A 22,065-nucleotide genomic window follows, 5' to 3' on the forward strand; every position below is an offset into this window, starting at 1 on the left:
GTATGGATCTTGGACCCAATCCTTTCTTCTTACAATTGATTGCAATTATTTTGACGATCCTGGGGTTTGGTACGGCACTTATTGGGTATAATGTTAAGGAAAGAAGTTTTTGGTACTACTCAATCTATGCCTTTTTACTATTGACTTTTCTTCTTATCAGTGATCTTTATCGTTATGATCGAACTTATGCCATAAGATATCCCCACTTTTTCAGTTTTCAGTGGAATTTGCAGGTTTTTTATAACGCAGCTTATTTTCTTTTTTATTTAAATATTTTAGATTTTAAAAAGCATCAGCCTAAGATTTATAGACTGATTTTAAGAATCGTGTACACCATTGTAATCATTGGCAATATTATCTTTTTGCTCGGTATTTTCAATGTGATCAACAAATGGTTTTTCCCCAGAACATATATCTACGCAATCGTTCCGCTCTTGGTTATTTTGGCAATTTATACTTTGATTAAAACTTCTGAACTGCCTGGCCAGCTTAAGTATTATTTTATGTTCGGCGGCGTTTTCTATATCATATTTTCAATTATCTCTCTCTTTTTCCCATTGTTAAAGTGGAACTTCTTTTACCTCGACTCGTTTGATATTTTTAATATCGGCATTTTGGGAGAACAGATTGCTTTTGCTTGTGGATTTGCCTATAAAATAAAATTGATGAGTTTGCAGATTATTAAAAAATCCGAAGAAAATGCAAGCATTAAGGAAAGACAAAATATAGTGCTGCAGGAGAAATTAAAAGAAAAGGAACTGGAGATTCTCACGGTGACTGCCGACGCAGAAGAGCAGCGAGTACAACGGTTGCAGACTGAACACGAAGACCAAATCAATCACTTGCACCTGGTTTCTTTGCAGAGCCAAATGAATCCCCATTTCATATTCAATGCGCTGAATTCTATAAAATCCTACCTCATCGATAATGATCAACAAAGTGCTATTTCATTCCTGACTAAATTTTCTAAGCTGATCAGAAATATACTCATGAGTTCTCGCGTAGAAAAAATTTCGTTAAAGGAAGAATTAGATCTGGTGCAGATTTACGTTGATATTGAGAATCTCCGGTTTGAAAATCAAGTGCAGTTTCAGATTTTGAATCCTTACCGTATTCCACTTGACGCTATTTTTTTGCCGCCCATGATCTTACAACCATTTGTGGAAAATGCTTTAGGACACGGTCTCTTACATAAAGAAGGCGAAAAATATTTGACTTTACTTTTCTCTTTAGCCGAAAACACCCAAATTCTAAAAATTACAGATAATGGCGTAGGTCGAAAAAAAGCTGCCTATTACTCTCGAGGCATCACTTTCAAAAATGAATCTGTTGGTTTAAAGATTACCTCGGAGCGCTTAGAACATTTTAATAATCAGTATAACGTACAGTATTCTTACACCATTTCTGATTTAGAAAATGAAGTGGGCGAATCTTTGGGAACAGAAGTTATGGTGATTTTTGGTGAAGGTCAGTAATTATATTAACCTAATGGTATAATCAATTCTTTTAAATTAAAGTTAAAAGTAGTTGATAATCAATTCAAAGCTGGCAATCGATTCTAAGCAAAAAACCCCGAATTACTCGGGGTTCATTATTGATAATCTGTCGATGAAAGGTTATTGTTTCATGATTTTTTTGGTGGTAGTTCCCTTGTCAGAACTAATGTTCAGCAAGTACATTCCTTTCGCATATAATGATAAGTTCAATTTTACTTCCTTACCATTGGCTTTTGAGGATTGCATTAATCGCCCATTCATATCGTAAAGCGAAAGTGTTTCTTTACCGTATAAACCATTTACTGTTAAAAAATCTGAGACTGGATTTGGGAAGAGTTTCAAATTCGCGAAATCTTCATTGGCAGTTGCAAGAACACACGTTCCTAAAGAGTCGCCCGTAATTGTCCAGTTTTTATTGTTGATCAAGTGATTTCTGTTGCTCACCACCTCAGCACTGTACGATCTTCCATCGGCACCCAAATTGATGTTTTGCGGAGTCTTATTATTGGTTGCCCAACCTTTCAGTGTTTTGCTGTAATTAATACATCCCATTCCGCTTGTGATATTGAACATCGTTTCAGCATCTGTAAGTTGAGATAGATCCCAACTCCCCAGATTTTGGTCGAAAGCGGTCGCACTTGCAAACATATTGCGCATATCAGTAACTTTCGACGTATTCCATTGCGAAAGATCTTGGTTAAAATTTTCAGTTCCGAAAAACATTTGTCTCATATTGGTAACTTTACCGGTATCCCAGGCGCCTATATTCTGATTAAAGGCTTTTGCAAGCAAAAACATCGACTCCATGTCGGTTACGTTTGAAGTACTCCATGAACTGATGTTTCCGTTAAAACTGGTAGCCTCATAAAACATACCGTTCATTCCAATAACATTACTTACATTCCAATTATTTAGATTTTGGTTAAATTGTATTGTGCGTCCAAATAACCGATCCATTGATGTTACTTTACTCACATCCCAGTTGGAGATATTTTCATTAAAATTCAAAGCGTAGGTAAACGCAAGCGTCATGTCAGTTACATTACTTACATCCCATTGATTCATATTCGGAACGGTCGAAATTCCCGATCTTTCAAAAGAGCCAAACATTGAAGTTACTTTACTGAAATCGGGGATATCAGTAGCAGTAATACTTAAATTAGTAGTTTCACTAAATGCACCTGACAAAGTTGCCCAAGTAGCAGCTCCCCATTGGGTAATTTTAGACAACTTCTTCTGATTATTACTGGTACTCCCTCTAAAATAAAGAGAGAATCCAGATTGTCCAACTGGGAAAATCCGAACCTGGTAAATTCCAGCTTGTCCAAAATCAATAGTAGTGGAGTTTACACCGTAACCATTATCTTTTCTGCTGGCATCATTAAGATCTACCCACGAATAAGTATAATTTCCCTGTGCAGGAATGATAATTGTGTTGGTTCCTTGAGTATTCCATTCTGTTACGAAGTCAATAGGACAAGCAGTTGCACTTTGGCTATCACCAGAAATGGTCCAACCTCTGCTATTAATTAGATGATTTCTTGCTTTTACTACTTCGGAACTATATGTTGGTAAATCCTGATTTGCAAAATTTAAATTGGTAGGGGTGTTTGCATCATTTGCAGCCCAGCCCGCCAAAGTTTTACTGTAATTCTGACAACCCATGGTTGCAGAAAACATAGCTTTAGCATACATTAGAGAAGTGATTTTCCAAGTTCCGAGATTCTGACTAAAAGCTGACGCTGACTTAAACATATTGTCCATTCTTATTACTTTGCTCACATCCCATTTACCAATGTCTTGATTAAAATGAGTATTTTCATAAAACATCTCTTGCATATCTTTTACTTTGCTGACGTTCCAATTACTAATATCACCATTAAATTTTGAACTTTTAAAGGCAGCAGACATATCGGTTATATTTCTAACGTCCCAATTGTTAATATTGGGAATATCTTGTACACCAGAAAAGGCAAACATGCTAAACATATCTTCCACTAGCCGCAAGTCGGGTACATCTGTGGCGGTAATTTTTAAATTTGAAGTTGCCCCGAAAGCTGCGTAGAAAGTTGACCATTTCATTGTTCCCCATTGTGTGATCTTCAATAATTTTTTTGGATCGCCATTGCCAAATCCGAATGTAAACAAATTGAGAGGAGTAGCACCCGTCGGCTTCATTTTTACCTCGTAGTTTCCAGGGGTTGGAAAATTAATGGTGGTATTACCATTTGCTGAACCCGATCCTGTAGAAACACCTCCTACACGTTTCCAGGTGTAATCATAACTTCCTTCGGCAAGGATTCTAATTTGGTTATTGGCAGAAGTTCCAAAATTATCGGTTTTCCACTCGGTAATAAGTTCGGCTTGTGCAGAAATAGAAATGCTGAAAAATAAAAAGGCAAAAAGCAGCAGGCAAGTTTTTGCTGAATTTCCTATTTTGCTTTTTGGATGATTACGCGTCGCACTTGATTTTAGATCCAATTGATTCTTTTTCTTAAAATTAATAAATAATTGTTTCATAAATAGATTTTTTTTAAGTTTTACTAGGTGTTTTTATCGTTATAGGATAACAAAGCTTGATTTAATTTTTCAGATAAACAAGCGATTGAGTACGGTTGGTAGGATATTCAAAATGGTTGGTAGCATATTCAAAATGGTTGGTAAATCGCTACATTTTTAATTCTACCAAAACAGTGACTTTCGCAATTCTTACAATCAGTAACTGCTTTTTTTAAATTTGAAAACGACCGACAACCTGCATTAAATAAAAAACCCCGATTGCTCGGGATTCATATTTATCATCTTGCGATGAAGGGTTATTGTTTTATAATCTTTTTGGTCGTACTTCCTTTTTCTGAAGTGATGGTTACTAAATACATTCCTTTAGCATAGGTTGAAAAATTTAATTTTAATTCTTTTCCATTTGCTTTGGAAGTTTGCATTAAGCGGCCAGTTGTATCATAAACTGTAAGTGTTTCTTTACCCTCAAGTCCATCTATTGTTAAATAGTCTTTTACTGGATTCGGGAATAGTTTCAGATTGGTAAAATCTGCACGTGTGGTTATAAGCGCACAAGTTCCTAAAGCGTCGCCAGTGATTGTCCATCCTCTGTTATTAATCAGATAATTTCTGGCAGCGACCGCCTCAGGACTATAAATTAATTGAAAGGCGCCCAAGGTTATGTTGATCGGTGTATGGCTATCATTTGCAGCCCAGCCCATAAGAGTTTTACTATAATTTTCACAGCTCATGTTTGCACCGAACATATCATCGGCGGTGGTTACATTGCTTATATTCCAAGACCCAAGATTTTGATTAAACTGATAAGCGCCATAAAACATTCCCCGTGCATTTTCTAGACTGCTTACGTCCCAACCGCTGATGTTTTGATTAAAAGTACCAATTCCATAAAACATCCAATTCATTTGTGTAACGCCACTTACATTCCAATTACTGATGTCATCATTAAATTTTGAAAAATGAAAGAGGGAGTTCATATTGGTGACATTAGCAACATTCCAATTATTGATATTCGATATGGTGGGCACATTAGAATAACTAAAACTATATGACATATCATTTACAAGTAATAAATCTGGAACGTCAGTTGCGGTAATTTCAAGATTTTTTGTGCCAGTAAATGCATTTTCAAAAGTGGACCATTTGGTCGTTCCCCATTTTGTTATTTTGACTATTTTTTTAGAATCTCCACCTTCATGCTCAAATTTAATCGCATGAAAAGGAATCGCACCTGTTGGTTTTATTTTTACTTCATAATTTCCCGGAACCGCAAAAGTAATCGTTGTTGCACCATTTGCGTTTCCAGATCCTGTATTCGCGCCGCCAATAAGTTTCCAAGTATAATTAAATGTTCCTTCCGCTTGAATCGTAATTTGCTTATTGGTTGATGTACCAGGATTGTCGGTTTTCCATTCGGTAATGAATTCATTTTGAGCCGAAGCAAAACTGCTAAAAAAGAAAAGCAGAAATAGCATTAGGCAGGTCTTTATAGTTGTCAACACTATCTTTTCAGGTTGAACATTGGTCACAATAGATGTCACATCGAACCAATTTTGTTCTTTAAAATAGGTAAATAAATAATTCATAAGTAGATTTTTTTTAAGTTTAAATGGATATTTTATTTTTTGTAGAATAACAAAGCTTGGTTTAAATCTTCATATAACCAAGTGATTGAGTAGGGTTGGTAGGATATTCGAAATGGTTAGTAGGATATTCAAAATGGTTGGTAAATCGCTGCATTTTTAATTTTACCAAAACAGTGACTTTCGCAATTCTTGCAATCAGAAACTGATTTTTTTAAATTTGAAAACGACCGACAACCTTCATTAAATAAAAAACCCCGATTGCTCGAGGTTTCCTATTGATCATCTTGCGATGAAGGGTTATTGTTTTATAATCTTTTTGGTCGTACCTCCTTTTTCCGATGTGATCGTCAGCAAATACATTCCTTTAGCATATGTTGAAAAATTCAACTTTAATTCTTTTCCGTTTGCTCTAGAAGTTTGCAGTAAGCGGCCACTCAGATCGTAAAGCGCCACGGTTTCTTTACCCTCAAGTCCATCTATTGTTAAGTAGTCTTTTACTGGATTCGGGAATAGTTTTAGGCTTGTGAAGTCTGCATTTACAGTTGCAAGCGCACAAGTTCCTAAAGCGTCTTCAGTAATGTTCCAGTTTAAATTATTTATCAAATGATTTCGATCACTCACTACTTCCGGACTATACGTTAATCCTTCTGCGCCCGAAGTGATGTTTTGCGGAGTATTGGTATTATTCGCCCAACCTTTTAGGGTTTTACTATAATTGAGGCAGCTAAGTCCCGTACCATCAAAAATACCTTGAGCAGAGGTTAGTGCATTCAGATTCCAACTACCAATATTCTGATCGAAAGCGCTGGCACCAATGAACGCCTCCGTCATATCAGTAACTTTGGACGTATCCCATTGTGAAATATCTTGATTAAAAGCTTTTGCACCCATAAATAGATGCGATATATTTTTTACTTTGGAAGTATTCCAGCTTCCAATATTTTGATTAAACTTTACGGAATGAGCAAACATTGCGTACATATCCTCAACATTTTCCACATTCCAATTGCTTATATCCTGATTAAAATCGGGCAGTTCTCCAAACATGGAAGACATCCTTTGGACCTTTGATACATCCCAACTGGAAACGTTGTCATTAAAATTAGTTCTTCCAAATAGATAATACATATTGGTTACCTGGCTTACATCCCATAAATTGATATTAGGAACCGTAGATATTCCCGATTCAAAAAAACTTCGGTCCATAGAAGTTACCTTCCTTAAATCCGGAATGTCTGTGGCGGTAATACTTAAATTTTCTGCTTTTTCAAAGGCATAATTGAAGTAAGTCCACTGGTGTGCTCCCCATTGCTTGAGTTTCATAAGTTTCTTTCGATTATCTAAAGGGGTCATGTCAACCCGCATAAAAAACTGATTTGTTCCAAGGGGAAAAATCCTTAATTCGTAGATTCCTGCTTGTCCAAAATCAATCGTAGTAAATCCTGATCCATTACCTTTACCTTTTCTAGTGGCATTATTAAGATCAACCCATGAATAGGTATAATCTCCAATCGCAGGGATTTCAATCGTATTGCTACCCTGAGTATTCCATTCCGTAACCAAGTCAATTGGGCAGGCAGTGGCACTCTGGCTATCATTTAAAATATTCCAGCCTCTGTCATCAATTAAATAATCCCTGGCACTAATTACTTCAGGACTATATTTTAAGGAGGAAGCACCCAAAGTAATATTGATTGGTGTGCGAGCGTCATCAGCAGCCCAGCCACCCAAAGTTTTACTGTAATTTTGGCAACTCATGTTTCCTTTAAACATACTGGCGGCATTGGTAACTTTACTAATATTCCAAGCGCCCAGGTTTTGATCAAACGCGAAGGCCTGGAAAAACATGTTTTTGAGTGTTGTTACTTCGCTGACATTCCACCTGCTGATGTCTTGGTTGAAATATGAATTGTCAGAGAACATACCTTCCATCGTAGTTACTTGCCTAACGTTCCAGTTACCGATGTCTGAGTTGAAATCTGACAGAGCAAATGTAAAACTCATATTGGTCACATAGTAAACATTCCAGTCATTGATATTCGGAATGGTAGATACTTTTGAGGAATAAAAAGCATAGGACATATCGGTAACTGCTGTTAAAAGTGGAACGTCAGTAGCCGTAATCGCAAGATTGCTTGTATTAGTAAATGCTCGTTCGAAGGTAGACCAAGTCACAGTTCCCCATTGCGTTATTTTTAACAGTTTTCTGGCGTCACTCGCTCCATTTGTAAACTGGATGGCACGGAAGGTGTTTGCTCCTGTGGGCGTTATTTTCACCACATAGTTCCCGGCGACGGGAAAAGTAATCGTCGTAGAGCCGTTTCCTGTACCAGTTCCAGTTGTCGCGCCACCAATAAGTTTCCAGGTATAATTAAACGTTCCCACTGCTGGAATGGTAATTTGCTTATTTGTTGAAGTACCAGGATTGTCGGTTTTCCATTCGGTAATGAATTCATTTTGAGCCGAAGCAAAACTGCTAAAAAAGAAAAGTACAAATAGCATTAGGCAGGTCTTTGTAGTTGTCAAGACTTTCTTTTCAGGTTGAACATTGGTCACATTAGATGGCTCATCGAACCAATTTTGTTTTTTAAAAGAGATAAATAAATAATTCATACATAGATTTTTTTAAAGTTTAAATGGATATTTTATTTGTTGTAGAGTAACAAAGCTTGACTTAAATCTTCAGATAACCAAGCGATTGAGTAGGGTTGGTAGGATATTCGAAATGGTTGGTCAGTTTTTCAAGATGGTTGGTAAATCAGCCTTTTTTCATTGTTGTCCAATTTTCAGCTTTCTTACCAATCTTCTTTATTTTGTAATATTTTTTAATCAAAGCCAATTCTCTTGTATGAGGAAAATTTAAAAATTAAACCTATATTTAACTTCCAAAAAATAGTTCATGAAAAACGCTAAGTATTTTATACTTCCACTGGCTTTTGCGCTCTTGCAAAGTTGTGCCGCCAATCTATCTTATTCGGGTTCACCCTTTCAAAAATCATATCAGTCAATTACCTCAGCTGAACTGAAAACGCATCTGTACATCGTGGCTTCTGATGAAATGGAAGGAAGAGATACAGGGAGTGAAGGCCAGAAAAAGGCCGGCAAATATTTGATTGAGCAGTATCAAAAAATGGGAGTTTCTCATCCAAAATCGATGACTTCCTTTCACCAAATTGTTCCGACTGAAGCCTTGAAGGGAAGAAGAGGAAATTTGCCGCAGTCAGAAAATATTTTAGCATACATCGAAGGGTCAGAAAAGCCGGAAGAAGTGATTGTTATTTCTGCACATTACGATCATATTGGAATGTCGGATGGTCAGATTTTTAATGGTGCTGATGATGATGGTAGCGGAACAGTTGCCCTTTTAGAAATTGCTGAAGCCTTTCAAATGGCGAAGAAATCAGGAAATGGTCCGAAAAGATCGATCTTGTTTTTACATGTGACAGGCGAAGAGCACGGACTTCTCGGTTCACTTTATTACGCTAACAATCCAATTTTTCCGATGGCAAATACCGTGGCGAATTTAAATATTGATATGATTGGAAGATGCGATCCCGGAAATTGTGATAAAGAATACGTTTATGTGATTGGGTCGGAAATGTTGAGTTCTGATTTAAAGAAAATTAGCGAAAAAGCAAATGCATCGACGACCAGTTTAGAATTAAATTATAAATACGATGATCCTAATGATAAAGACCGTTTGTACTATCGATCAGATCATTACAACTTTGCGAAAAATGGAATTCCTGTTATTTTCTACTTCGATGGGATTCATGAAGATTATCATAAACCCAGCGATACGCCTGATAAAATAGATTACGTTTCCTTGCAAAAACGCACCCAATTGGTATTTGCAACTGCGTGGGAATTGGCGAACAGAAAGGATCGAATTGTGGTGGATAAAAAAGTGAAATAGTAAGATTTTTATTTTCCAATAATTAAAGAGAATCAAGTTTTACTTGGTTCTTTTTATTTTTTACTTGGATCTTAAAATGTGACTTCACTGGGAATCGAACGCGGATCTAAAGTTTAGGAAACTTTTGTTCTATCCGTTGAACTATGAAGCCGAATTTGAATTCAAATCTAACTTTTTGATGATGCTATTGATCTAACTTTTTTAAAAAATCATTAGCATTTTTTAAGTGATTATCTTTCTTTTCAGCGTCCATTTTTTGCAAAGAATAATACATCATCGACACTCGCGGATTCGTTTTGAAGAATTCTTTTTGAGTCTCAACGAACCGCCAGAATAAACCATCCCAAATTTTTTCCCAGTCACCACCGCCGTAATCACTCATTTTTTTAATGTAGTTGGAGCCACTGAGATAAGGTTTCGTCGCAAACGTTCCACTATCTGCAAACTGACTCATGCCATAAATATTGGGAACCATGATCCAATCATACGCATCGATGAACAGTTCCATAAACCAGTGATAAACCTCGTCGGGATCAAACTCACAAAGCAACATGAAATTTCCTAAAACCATCAGTCGCTCGATATGATGACAATACGCGTTTTTCAAAACTTTTTTGATGGTGTCGTCGATTGGTGGAATTCCAGTGGTTCCGTCGTAGAAACTTTTTGGAATCTTTCGGGAGAAGTTGAAGTAATTCTGCGTTCGAGAAAAGCGACCTTTAAAAAGATACATTCCGTGCATGAATTCGCGCCAGCCAATAATCTGTCGGACAAAACCTTCCACCGAATTCATTGGGATTTGATTTTCCTTGGCGAAGATTAAAGTTTGATTGATAACGTCAACAGGCTGCAAAAGTCCAGCGTTTAGCAAGGGAGAAAGCAGACTGTGATTGAGATAGGCTTCCTTCTGAACAATCGCATCCTCATAAATACCAAAATCGTGAAATCGATAATCAAAAAACTGGTCGAGCCATTTTTGCGCTTCTTGATGAGTAAGCGGATAGATTGGATTTTCGGGTAATTCGCCAGGATTATTTTTAAAGTTGGCTTGTGTATATTTGACGGCTTCTGTCCAAATATCGGAATTCTCTGGAAAATAAATGGGCGGCGGCGTTTTCGTTTTTGGATATTTCTTTCGATTCTCTGCGTCAAAAGTCCATTGATCGCCGTCTGGTTTTCCTTCACTATTTACTAAAATGTTCAGCCTAATTCTTTCTTTTTTATAAAAGGCAGTTTGAAAATAGAATTTTTTTTCTGAATTAAAAAATTCTTCTAAGTCATTCTTGTTATTAATGAACTGAGGGGAATAAAGAGTAGTCAGTTTGATATTTTCGGTCACTTTTTTCAACCTTTGTTCGAGCCAATCGTCGGTCGGCGCTACAACTCTTATTTCCGTAATTTTCTTACTTTCTATTTCGGTCTGAAAATTTCGAATATCGTCTAATTCATTTCCGCTCTCGATGTAAATGACCTTCGCACCTTTTTTTTCTAAATAGGTTTGAAAATATTTCATGGAAGCCCGATGAAAAGCAATCTTCTGTTTGTGAAATTTAAATTCTTTAAAAAATAAATGCTCCTCAATCAAATAAACAGTTGCATCTTTTGAAAGCAATGGATGATTTTCAAATAATTGATTTGGGAAAATAAGATTTGCCGTTTTTGCCATGGATCTTTCGAGTTTATCTGGATTCAAATTCGAGTTGTAATTCTTTTTTAATCTTTTTCCAATAAGAAAAGAAGGAACCGAAATCTCCTTCTAAAGTTGGAAGCGATTTCCGAGGTTCTCTGGTTCCAAGAAAATGATTATTAGTCGGATGTTCTTTGTAATAAATGTTTTCCTTCGAGATTATTTGATTTAATGCTGAAAACTCTCCAACGAAAATTTTTAAGTCGGGAATGTTTTTAGACAATTCGAAGGCGAAATCAAGCACTTTCTTGGACACAGGATGTTTTTCAAAGAAGGAAGGTTCTAACAGAAGCACTCTTTGGAAATCTTCATCATCATACCAATTCGGATCTAAGTTATAGTAAGTGAAGAGTAACGTTTTTCTACTATCTAAAGACGAAGTTTCAAAATCTCCTAAATCTGTGTGGAGCGAAAACTTTGCATTTTCCTTTAAAATTTCTGGAGTTTTCAAAGTTTCAAGTTCAGAATACTCAACATCTAAAAAAGTGTTTTTTTGAGTTCCACCGAAATATTTATTGAGGTTGTCTTGATTGGCAAAATATTTTTTAGAGGAGAAACTCCCGGCAACCCATTGCCAACTTAAATGATTGCTGGCTAAATCTCCATCCAACAAATTACTGTAGAGCCATTTCGCGGGTTCGGACCAATGACAATGCGCAATATTACAACAAACAGAAGCCAGATACATTCGCAAATGATTGTGCAGATAGCCAGTTTCATAAAGAGTTTTCAACGCATCATCTAAAATCTGAATTCCAGTTTCACCCTTTAAAATCGCCGTTGGAATTCCGTGATTTTCTACTTGTTCCTGAGGTTGTATCAAGTCGGTAAAGATTTCGTCTCCTTTTTGCTTCCAGACATTTTGAAAGAAATCGCGCCAGGCTAATTCCTGAACCAATCGTTCAACCTCGAACCACGCCAGATCTAAAGTTTTCAGATGTTCAAAAATATCGCGCGTAGAAATAACTCCGCGGGAAATATAAGGGCTTAATTTGGTGACGGCACCATCCGCAAAATTTCTGGTCGATCCGTATTTTATCGGATCAATTTCAGCAATTCTATTTTGGATGGATTTGAAGTTAGTGGGATAATCGATGATAGTAATTTTAATACGAAAATACGATAATCATTAAATTTTTAGAGGATTTTCAGATTAAATTTAAAGTCATTCAAAGTGATGCTTTTAGAAAGGATTAATTTTATCTTTATGGATCTGACAATCTGGTTGATTTAAAAAAAAAGCCGTTAACAAATTGTCAACGGCTGGTAATAAGGGTTTATGATTTACTTCCTTGGAATCCGTGGTTGTGTTGGATCAAAAATAATAAGGCAAAATTCGCAGCCCAGATAAAATCTCTCAGTACGGTTGCAATTTTGAGTTCCACAGTTTACGGATATGATAATTAAATCCTCTCCAGAGGTGGGTGGTGCAAAATTGATAGTTCCATTTGGTGAAGTCCCTGAGTCAATCTGTACGCCATTTTTAAGTCTTCTCCATGAGTAGGTAGCACTACAATTTTGGCTGCAACTATAGTTTAAATTTACCGTAGCCATACTTTTTGCGGTTAAGTGCAATAAGGGAGAAGATGTAATAGAGGTCATATTATTCGGTTGAAAGATATGATCTGCTGTCACGGTGGTTGGTCCATTCTTCGTAATTCCGACACAGCAATTTTTTTCAACGATCAGCATGAACTCGCAAGTATTGCAAATAACACCGCCGCATTTACCTATATATTTAATCTTGTAGACACCGGGAAGATTAAAGATTTGATTATATGGCATTGGCTGGTTGATAACATTAATATAATTTCCGCTTTGCGTCGTGATTGTTACTAAAGACTGAGATTCACAATTAGTCATATTAGGATTGCATTTAAATAGAGCATTAAATGTTCTGTTTTGGCCTTCCATGATGCGGTAGGTTTCATCGCACTTAATGTTCAGTACACCGTAAGAAGGTATTAAATTATCCAGACTGTTTCCTGAAATTACTTCTTTGTTGTGGTCGTAAATCTCTTTTAGATCCGATTTTCTTTTTGAGACTTCAGTTTGTTTAGTGGCTAATGTATGAGGAGAATCATGGATTAGGCTCCAAGTCATTTGTTGGCGATCCCAGAAACTTCCGGTACAACAATTGTCGGTGCTTGGTGCTACAAAATTTTCGCAAACATTACAATCCGCATCTTTAACGGAAACCTTCAAAGCAAATTTGTCTAAAATCAATTCGCAGCAGTCCGGAATGATGGAATTTGGTAAGGTAAGCTGGAAAGGAATTGTATAAGTTCCAGGGGCCAACATCACTCCTAAATTCCAAATTAATTCTTGTGGCAGATTATCAACTGGAGTAGCAGAAGGTATTGAACTTCCTGTAAAGTCATCCCAAATTAAAGTTCCTACAGTTTGCGTTGTATTTAGTGGAAATATTCCACCACGACTCAGTGCCGGAGTTTTGCAATCTTTACACTCTTTTTTATTAAAATGATATTGCAGATCTGAAATATTAATCTGAATTTCCTGTACAGGTTTCAGGGTAGTAATCGTCACGTAGCCCGTTTTGGTGACATATGGTGTGCCTGGATTTACGACTGTACCTGGATTTAGCGTCATTGTTTCACTTTTGATCATTGTCGGGCAAGGCTTGCAAGGCGGTGGTGCTACAATAAGGCAAACTTTATCTGATTCGATTATTTCCAAAGGATATTCTGCACCGGTTTCATCCTGATACATTGTTTTCAAAGCGACACTGTTGCAAATTTGATCACCAGGTTTTGCCGTTGCTGGAATTACGACCTGCATTTCAAAAGCATAACTGGTGAAAGGCAGAATAGGACCTGGAATATTGACCAGCATTGTATTTTTCGGACCGGGCGAAAAAATGCCGCTCACATCACATGAAAATGCTGATAATGCTGCAGACCAATTCGCTGGTATATTGTTTATCCCCGGCGCTGAATTGCTGTAATTTGCTGCTGAGGCTAAGGAGCTTGGCGAAAAAATCCCATTGGGCATTACCGAGAATTGGCTGCCTCGTGGCGTACAATTTCTGATTGTTTTATCTCCAATTTCAGGTAATCGATCCAATATCTGAATGGATGATATCGGTGTGTTCCCAGAATTATTAATGGTAATTTGGTAGGTTGCTATACTGCCAGGAAGTGCACTTCCAGAGGTGCTGAAAATAATATCCTCGCTACCTTTAACTTTTTTACTGATCTCGGCTTTTGCATCCTGACAAATAAGAACCTGGTACAAGCAGATGTTTCTTAACGAGAGATTATCACCAGAAATTTTAGGGTTTAGGCTGTGTAGACCATTACCTGCGGTAGAATTGAGCGTCGCGTCAAAACACACGGTGTGATCTGGCCCGGTTGCAATACTGCTTGGGAGTGTAATTACTCCAGATAACGTACTGCTGATTCCCGTGGTAAGTCCATCATACGTAACCGTGGAAGGGATTAGATTTAAATAGGTTGGTAATCCCAAATTTAAAATTCCATTAGTAAGAGGACCCGATCCATTATTCCTAAATTTTAAACAAAAATGTAAAGTTTCACCCGCGCGATGGCAGAGGCTGTTGTTATAGGTTGAGCCGGTACAAATCATATTCGGCAAACCCGACGGATCAGCAAATGAGCATGATGCCGTTGAGAAATTTCGGAGGTTATAAGTGCAATTGCAATCCGCAGGATCAGGAATACCCGTATAGTTTCCAGAAGTACTGAAATTGTACGGACTAATGGCTGCTGGCAAACATGAAGGCGTAGCACCAGAGTATGTAAATGTCATGAAAAAAGATTGGCCAGGTTGCAGATTCGAAATCGTATAATCCATTTTCTTTATGGACCCAATCACTACGGTATTTATAATCGGCGTAGAGGTGAAGGGTATGCTGGAAGATGCAATCATAGCACAATCAAAAGTTTTATAAGAACCTGAAATAGGTGTTGACTGATTAGTACTATGTGTGAAACCAGTATAATTCAAATTTGGCAGATTGGTAGTTAGATTCGCATTAATCGCGCTTTTACCAAAATTTGTTACTACTGCCACATAAGAATTCCCACTTGAGGCAGTACAACTTAAACTTGCCTGACTATTTTGTGGTACCACATTGTAGGTAGTGCTATAGATTTTAATATTTGGAAAATAATTCCCGCAATTGTCTCCATTTAAAATAGCAGTACAAGTTACAGGTCCTGCTGTAAATGTTGGAGTTCCGGTAACTGGATTGCAGGGAAGTTGTACCGTTACAGTTACGTTTTTATTGTTGAATAAGGGTGAAGCCAGTGTAACAGTATTTCCAGCAAGTGTCCCGCCGCTACTGCCGATTACCGTTCCTACTGAGCTGGATAGGGTTAAGGTGGGATTAATAATTCTATAGCATGAACTTCTGGTAATATTAACGTTAAAAGTAACTTGATTCAATTTACAATTATAAGCAGAAACATACATAGATCCGCCCCAATCATTAATTACATTTAGATTTGTTCCGCAGGGTGTTGTTGCAATAGTTGTTGCTCCAGGAGCGCTGATTGTTCCAGAAAAGTTGGCGATATTCGTTACGCCAAAACAAGTTTGTGGGCAGATGGCAGTAAAATGAAGTTGAATAGCACCAGTTTGATTTAAGCCAGAAGTTGCCGCAAATGTATAGGTTACTTTACTTGATGCACCAGAACCTCCTAACACGGGTGCAGCTAGACCGAATCCTGTACTGTTAAGAAACGTAACTTTAGTCGCATCATAATTCACAACAACTGTTATATTTCCTGTAATATTGCTATATCCATATGCAGCATTAATATTGATAGACGTGCCGCTAATTACTGCTGCGGGGCACCCTATGGAGAGACTTACATTGGATGATTGTGCGCTTAGCTGTGTTGCAAAAAGCAAAAGAAAAAATAAGCTTCCGATATATTTTATTAAGTTTTTCATGTTTTTATTTTTTTAGTAGGTGTAACAAACAAGACGTTCGCAAACTTTACATTCGATATCGGTAAATTTGTAGCGAATGCAAATCTCGCCATGCCGTTCACAGCAACTCAGGGTTGAAGTTCCGGGTAAAGCCACCGTTAGATTTAATTGTAGATTACCTTTGTTATTAGAACTCCAAGAGAGAATTTTAGACGGAAAAACACCACTCATGTTTCCTGCTCCCGCATTTATACCAGGCCCAGAGTTCCAACTTAAATTATTAGCATTGATAAAAGTGTACACTTCATTTTCATTTTCCCGGCAAACTTTGCAAGCTGCATCCATTTCATTTTCATGCATGTAAACCACCTCTGCTTCGATTTTGCTAATGTTTTTCGGGTTGATGCTGAACTGCTGCGAAATCCCTAGATTGTCACCAGGCAATAAAGTAGTGGTCTTGGTTAATTCCTGAATATTGCTATTTCGGGTGTCATCGCAATAATTACAGTAACAGCAAGGAAGTTTTATAGTATCCTGACAGGCGATTATATGTTGCGGTCCGGTCGGACACATCCAGTTTACATCGTACGTGATTCGTAATTCCTTGTCGCAGGTTTCGCCTTCAAGTTCAAAATTGAAAGGGATAAATGTTCCTATGGGCATTAATGACAAGGGTGAAAGTGAAGTAGAAAAGGAACTTGCTGTGATAGGTAAACCGGTGACATTATCTTTAAAAGTAACATTACTCATTGTGGGATTTGGTGTTGCTATACCGTTTGGATTCAAAAATTTAATTTTCGCGTACACCTTCACTTTTTTATCTTTTACACAAACTGCGCTATCAATCACAAATTGATAATCAGCTGCGCAAGATGTACTAATGCGGTAGGTCTCGATGTTACTAAAACCCCCATTTTCAAATGTGGCACAGGTTGAATTTTGTATAATTTCTTTGTTATTTTTTGAAGGTTTCATTTTACCTTCCATAACCTGAATCTGGATTTCAACTGTTCCCTCTTCTTTTTTCTTGAATTCTTCTAACGAAATAGAACCGTTGAATCCTGCAGGATATACTTTCTCATGAATGATATTTTTCTTTTCAGAACTAATATCCCAAACTTTCACTTTGTATTCTGCGGCAATATTATTTGAGGGTATAAATGGAATATTTAATTTCCCTTTATTTAAGTGAATTGCCTCATCACCGTAATCATTTAGTAATTTTGGGGCAGTGTAAGTTTTACATTTTTTATCCTGAGTTTCTTTTTTATCCTCTTTTGAGCCATCATTATTAGTTGAAATTTGTTGTTTAATATTGCTTCTTGATCTGTTAATATTTGCTTTGGCAGGAGTAGGATTTTCTCCAGACCCATTTTTTCCACCAAAGGAATAACTTAAACCCACACTTGCACTGAAGGCATTGTACGAGGTTTGTTTAACGTCATCAGTTACTTTCGTTCCCAAATCTACTTGCTGCTGCTCATACTGTCCTTCTTGATTAGTTTTTCCAAAAGGAACTAAAGTAGTCACCTGAGTGTTAATTTTCGGTCCGAAAATATAAGCACCGTCTGCAAAAACGCCGAAGTTTTTTGCGAATAAATATTGTAGTCTTATTTTGGGCGTAATTGCTAAACCACTTGTTTTCGTTTCCGGCAAAGACCATAAAGTATATTCTTTTGGTTTTCCATTAATCTCGCTGGTCTGAATTGCACTTAACTCATTTTGGGTCATGGAAAAATATTCTGCCAAAACCATTGGCGAAAAAATAAATCGCTCGCTAAAATTGAAATTGACCTGAGGTCCGCCGCCAAGCCTAAATCCTGTTTGTTGCGAAGTAGAGTTACGGTAGGAAACCTCCGAAGCTGTTTGGCCAATGATATTGAATGGCGCAGGTAATAAAATATCTGGTTCACCTCCTGCTCCAAAGTTGTAAGTACTACCAAGGTTAAAGCCGAAATTTCCGCCTTTCACTGTTCCATCCCATCCTTTTCGGAAAAGGGAAAACGGAATAAAAACATCTCCCGAAACACCCGAGGAATTTAGTACATAGGCCTCTTTTGTGGCTGAATTTACCATGGTGTTGTTGTAGCCAAGAGAAAAACTGCCTCCTTTAACAACGCCGTCCCAACCTTTTTTTTGGTTAACCTGAGCCTGCAAAATGCAAGAGGAGCTCAGAATGTAGAACATTAAAATTTTTTGAAGTGTTTTCATAATCCTGGGTTTAAATTGATTTTCATCATTTGTTTTTACAAAGATTATTTTTTTAGACCCAAAAAAAAATCCCTAAAAATAGGGATGAGGTAGAACAAAGTTTTAAAAATCTAGGTGTTTTTATAATACCAGGCGATGGCTTCGCCCAAAGAGGAAATATGAAGTTTTTCGTAAATGTGTTTTGTATGAGAATTTACAGTAGAGTAACTCACTCCCAATTGGTCGGCAACCATTTTGTAACTGTTTCCCTGCGCCAAAGATTTTAAAACTTCCTGTTCTTTAACCGTTAAGATATCTAGATTCTTTTTGGGTGAAAAGTAATCCAGAACGCACTTCGCAATCGCAGGATTCATGGCGGCTCCACCTTGGTAAACTTCTTCTATGGCTTGGAGAATTTTGGTCGGACTGTCTGATTTTAGAATATAACCACTTGCTCCGTTCGAGATGCTTTCAAAAATTTTATCGCTATCATCAAAGGCAGTTTGTATGAGCACTTTAATATGTGGAAATTTCGATTTAATGATTTTCAAACCTTCTATACCATCTACGATTGGCATATTGATGTCCATTAGCACGACATCTGGCGTAAATTTTATCATTTCCACAAGCACATTTTCGCAGTTTTCTGCATCACCGAGATATTCTAAATGGTCACTCAATGAAATAAGCGCCTGCAAACTGTGCAAACGTTCTCTACTATCATCATATGCAAATATCCGGATCATACTGCTGGTAAAATCATTTCACAAAGTTAGTAGGAAAATCACTGTTTTTACTACCTAATTATAGGGAAGATGAAAACTAACTTTGAACCGGTGTTGTGTGTAATTTTTAAATTTCCGCCTAGTTCTTCAGCCCTTCTCTTCATATTCATAACTCCATTACCTTTTCTGTCCAGGTCCGAAAATCCGATTCCATCATCTTCAATTTCTAAAAAATAATGGTCCTCAGTCTTCTGTAGTATCAAGCAAACCTCCTGCGCCTGGCTGTGTTTCAATATATTATTAAGTGCTTCTTTACAAATTAAAATAATGTTTTTCCTGGCTGAAAAATCGGTGATTTGAGCGTCTATAGATTGATCGATTAAAATTTCATAATGAATGTCTGAGCTTCCTAAAATCTCGCTGGTTATTTTTTTAATTCGGGTACTTAGGGACATGAATTCATCTTTCGATGATTTTAAACTCCAAACAATATCGCCGATGTTTTCCGAAATGTTTTTTGCTTGGGATTCTATTTTCTTTAAAATTAACTTAGTTTCTGCGGGATTTTTATCAAATATCTTTTGGGCTACAGCACTGTTGATTTGCAAGCTGCTTAAAGACGCGCCGACATCATCATGCAAATCGGCAGTGATTTTTTCTCTTTGATTCTGCAAATCTTTTTCGTGGTGAAATTTCCTCTTCCGACGAATTGACCGATCGTGGTTGATTACATAAAATAGTACAGATGATGTTAGAAATGATAATATTATCCAAAACCAGATGGCTTTATAGAAAGGAGTTTCGATGTCGAACGTTATTTTTAGAATTTGATTATTTACATAATTATTCTGATCGACAGTTCTAATCTGTATTTTATTAATCCCATTATTGAGTTGAAGATTTAGAAAATTCCCTTCGATTTCAGAAAACTGATCATCATTGAGAGCGAACTGAAAGTTTTTAAAATGCCCCGTGATATCGACTCCAGCCAACTCCAGGGAAATATTATTTTCATCACTTTTTAAGTGATATATTGAATCTAATACAACAGACTTTTCATTGATTTTTACAGATATTAAATAAGGTTTAATCTTTTGATGTGACCGTATATTTCTAACTGGAATTTTCGAAATACCATTATCAGTGGCGGCATAAACCGTATCTTTTTTAAAATGTAAAAAGTTAATCACATTAGAAGTTAGACCATCTGATGTGGTTAGTTTTGACACAGAACATTTATCCAGATTTTTATAATCTAGAATATAAACTCCGGATTTTGAAGCCATCCAAAGTTGCTCTTCGATATCCAGTAAATTAGAAATATTGTTAGGAAATCTTTTATCATCTATATATTCTTTAAGAATTTTATGATTATCAACTAAAAATAGATTTCCTTTAAAAGTACTGATCCAAATTTCTGAGCCCTTACCAGGTTTAAAATGTTGTATTTTATCATTCTTAAATAAACGGTTGGGAACAATTAACTGATGTTGGTGATCATTAATGTTATAATGATAAAGTCCATCGTCCGCAGAAAAATAGAATGAGCCGTCATTAATTCTTTGTACGTCCAGTATTCGCTCGGCTGAAAAATTTAGAATTTCATAACGTTCCGTTTGAATATTAAACTTTAGTAAACCACTGGTTGTGCCTAAAATTAATTCGTTCTCATTAAGTTTGGTTGATGATTTCAGACTCAGTAAATTTCCTAATTCATTATAGAATCTAATTTTTCTCTGAAAGTTAATTTGCAAAGCAAGATCAGAGACCACGAAAGTTTTTCCGGAAAGAAAATGAATGTTTCTAATCCAAACGTTATTATCTTTATTTTCGGCAAAATTGTATTTGGTTTCTGTTTTACCCTTCTTTTCATAAATTTCCCCTTGATAATTTCCGGCGAAGATTTGCCCGTCTTCTGATACTTTTACACATAAAAAATTGGTAATCGCATTTTTCGAATAGGTTTCTTTTTTAATAGGCTCACTGCTATAATAAATTAATCCATTATTTACCGTCGTTACCCAAACATTATTCTTACTATCAATATAGGCGGTATTTACGTTAAAATCTGTTTTGATAACCGAATTAATACGGAGACTTTTTTCATCGTAAATATAAATATTTCCCGTATTGGATATTACGCTCAGTTTACTCGCCGAAAATTTAAACCACTTTATTTTTTCTGGAACATCCACTTGCTGTATTTGATATTGCAGAGGATGTAGGTTATTGATTTTAATTTTGGTCACTGATCCTTCAGAAAAACGATATAGTTTTCCGTTGGTATTGTGTTGTAGATATAATTTCTTGTAGTCTCCAAATAGTACTGTTCCCAGAGTTTTAGAATTTTGAACAAGTTTTACGGCTACATTACTTTTGTTTCCAACAATTTGTTTTTTATGCTGAATCGTCACGAATTCATCATTTAAATAAAGATGAGATATATATTGTGTTCTTTCTTTTTCACTAATAATTAATTTATCAATGATCTTTCCCTCGCTGAAAGTAAAGTTACCGAGGTGGTTCTGAAAAAATAGATCATTTTTCCGAATGGAATAATACACGTTGAACATTGAGTTGCTCAACTTTACAACGTGTTTATCATAGTCTAAATTTATAAACTTATTGCGTTTTTCATCAAAGTAACTTGGCGCTTGTTTGTAACAGTTTACCCAAATCGTTCCGTCATTTTGCTTGAAGACGTGAATCACATCATTAGAAGGTAGGCCATCTTTAGTTGAATAATTGATAAATCTTTTACCATCAAATCGTGCGATTCCGTTATCGGTTGCGACCCAAAGAAAGCCATTATTATCCTGAATAACTTCGTAAACCAAATTACTCGGAAGTCCGTCTTTGGTCGTGAACGTGTTCGCTTGATTATAGGTTTGAGCATAAAAATTTAATCCGAAAATCAGAAACAGGAAATAGAAGTGATGTCGAAGTAGAGTTTTTATAATATTAATCTTATTAATAAACTAAATTAATTAAATTATCGCTTTACTTTTATAAAAATTATAAAAGATTT

Annotated in this window: 11 protein-coding genes and 1 tRNA gene; 2 read left to right on the forward strand and 10 right to left on the reverse strand. The window is 36.4% G+C overall.

Going from position 1 to position 22,065, the window contains the following annotated elements:
• The first annotated feature begins 2 nt into the window (after positions 1-2).
• Entirely contained in the window at positions 3-1,475 is a 1,473-nt protein-coding gene (locus tag BMX49_RS07810; RefSeq protein ID WP_051803508.1) for a histidine kinase, read from the forward strand.
• A gap of 141 nt (positions 1,476-1,616) precedes the next feature.
• On the opposite strand, the gene BMX49_RS07815 is transcribed toward BMX49_RS07810, so the two are convergent.
• The 3 genes from BMX49_RS07815 to BMX49_RS07825 all read right to left on the reverse strand — a co-directional run bounded on the left by BMX49_RS07815 (position 1,617) and on the right by BMX49_RS07825 (position 8,215).
• Positions 1,617-4,016: a BspA family leucine-rich repeat surface protein gene (locus BMX49_RS07815; RefSeq protein WP_034716192.1), complete on the reverse strand. Its 2,400-nt coding sequence runs from the start codon at positions 4,014-4,016 to the stop codon at positions 1,617-1,619.
• Positions 4,017-4,312: 296 nt separating this feature from the next.
• Positions 4,313-5,602 carry a BspA family leucine-rich repeat surface protein gene (locus tag BMX49_RS07820; protein ID WP_034716190.1) on the reverse strand — a complete coding sequence of 430 codons (1,290 nt, stop codon included), beginning with the start codon at positions 5,600-5,602 and terminating at the stop codon, positions 4,313-4,315.
• A 297-nt stretch (positions 5,603-5,899) separates the two neighbouring features.
• Complete coding sequence (locus tag BMX49_RS07825) at positions 5,900-8,215, reverse strand: BspA family leucine-rich repeat surface protein (protein ID WP_034716189.1); 2,316 nt, start codon at positions 8,213-8,215, stop codon at positions 5,900-5,902.
• A 286-nt stretch (positions 8,216-8,501) separates the two neighbouring features.
• On the opposite strand from BMX49_RS07825, the gene BMX49_RS07830 reads away from it, so the two are divergent.
• Positions 8,502-9,518 (forward strand): M28 family metallopeptidase, encoded by a 1,017-nt coding sequence (locus BMX49_RS07830; protein ID WP_034716186.1) that lies wholly within the window; start codon positions 8,502-8,504, stop codon positions 9,516-9,518.
• Between the two features lie 79 nt (positions 9,519-9,597).
• Here BMX49_RS07830 and BMX49_RS07835 read toward each other — a convergent pair.
• The 7 genes from BMX49_RS07835 to BMX49_RS07865 form a co-directional block, all read right to left on the reverse strand.
• Positions 9,598-9,669: transfer RNA gene (locus BMX49_RS07835), tRNA-Arg, on the reverse strand.
• A 33-nt stretch (positions 9,670-9,702) separates the two neighbouring features.
• Complete coding sequence (locus tag BMX49_RS07840; protein WP_311316289.1) at positions 9,703-11,211, reverse strand: cryptochrome/photolyase family protein; 1,509 nt, start codon at positions 11,209-11,211, stop codon at positions 9,703-9,705.
• On the reverse strand, positions 11,198-12,103 hold the full coding sequence (locus BMX49_RS07845) for an FAD-binding domain-containing protein (RefSeq protein ID WP_246005116.1): 906 nt from the start codon (positions 12,101-12,103) through the stop codon (positions 11,198-11,200). The genes BMX49_RS07840 and BMX49_RS07845 overlap by 14 nt, the downstream gene beginning before the upstream one ends.
• Before the next feature lie 386 nt (positions 12,104-12,489).
• Positions 12,490-16,143 carry a hypothetical protein gene (locus BMX49_RS07850; RefSeq protein WP_034716176.1) on the reverse strand — a complete coding sequence of 1,218 codons (3,654 nt, stop codon included), beginning with the start codon at positions 16,141-16,143 and terminating at the stop codon, positions 12,490-12,492.
• 12 nt (positions 16,144-16,155) lie between these two features.
• Positions 16,156-18,333: a hypothetical protein gene (locus tag BMX49_RS07855; protein ID WP_034716174.1), complete on the reverse strand. Its 2,178-nt coding sequence runs from the start codon at positions 18,331-18,333 to the stop codon at positions 16,156-16,158.
• A 110-nt stretch (positions 18,334-18,443) separates the two neighbouring features.
• A complete protein-coding gene (locus BMX49_RS07860; protein WP_034716170.1) occupies positions 18,444-19,058 on the reverse strand; it encodes a response regulator in 615 nt (204 codons plus the stop codon).
• 50 nt (positions 19,059-19,108) lie between these two features.
• Positions 19,109-22,012: a sensor histidine kinase gene (locus BMX49_RS07865; RefSeq protein ID WP_311317077.1), complete on the reverse strand. Its 2,904-nt coding sequence runs from the start codon at positions 22,010-22,012 to the stop codon at positions 19,109-19,111.
• Between the last annotated feature and the right edge of the window lie 53 nt (positions 22,013-22,065).

This window comes from Kaistella antarctica (genome assembly GCF_900109615.1).
GTDB classification, from domain to species: domain Bacteria; phylum Bacteroidota; class Bacteroidia; order Flavobacteriales; family Weeksellaceae; genus Kaistella; species Kaistella antarctica.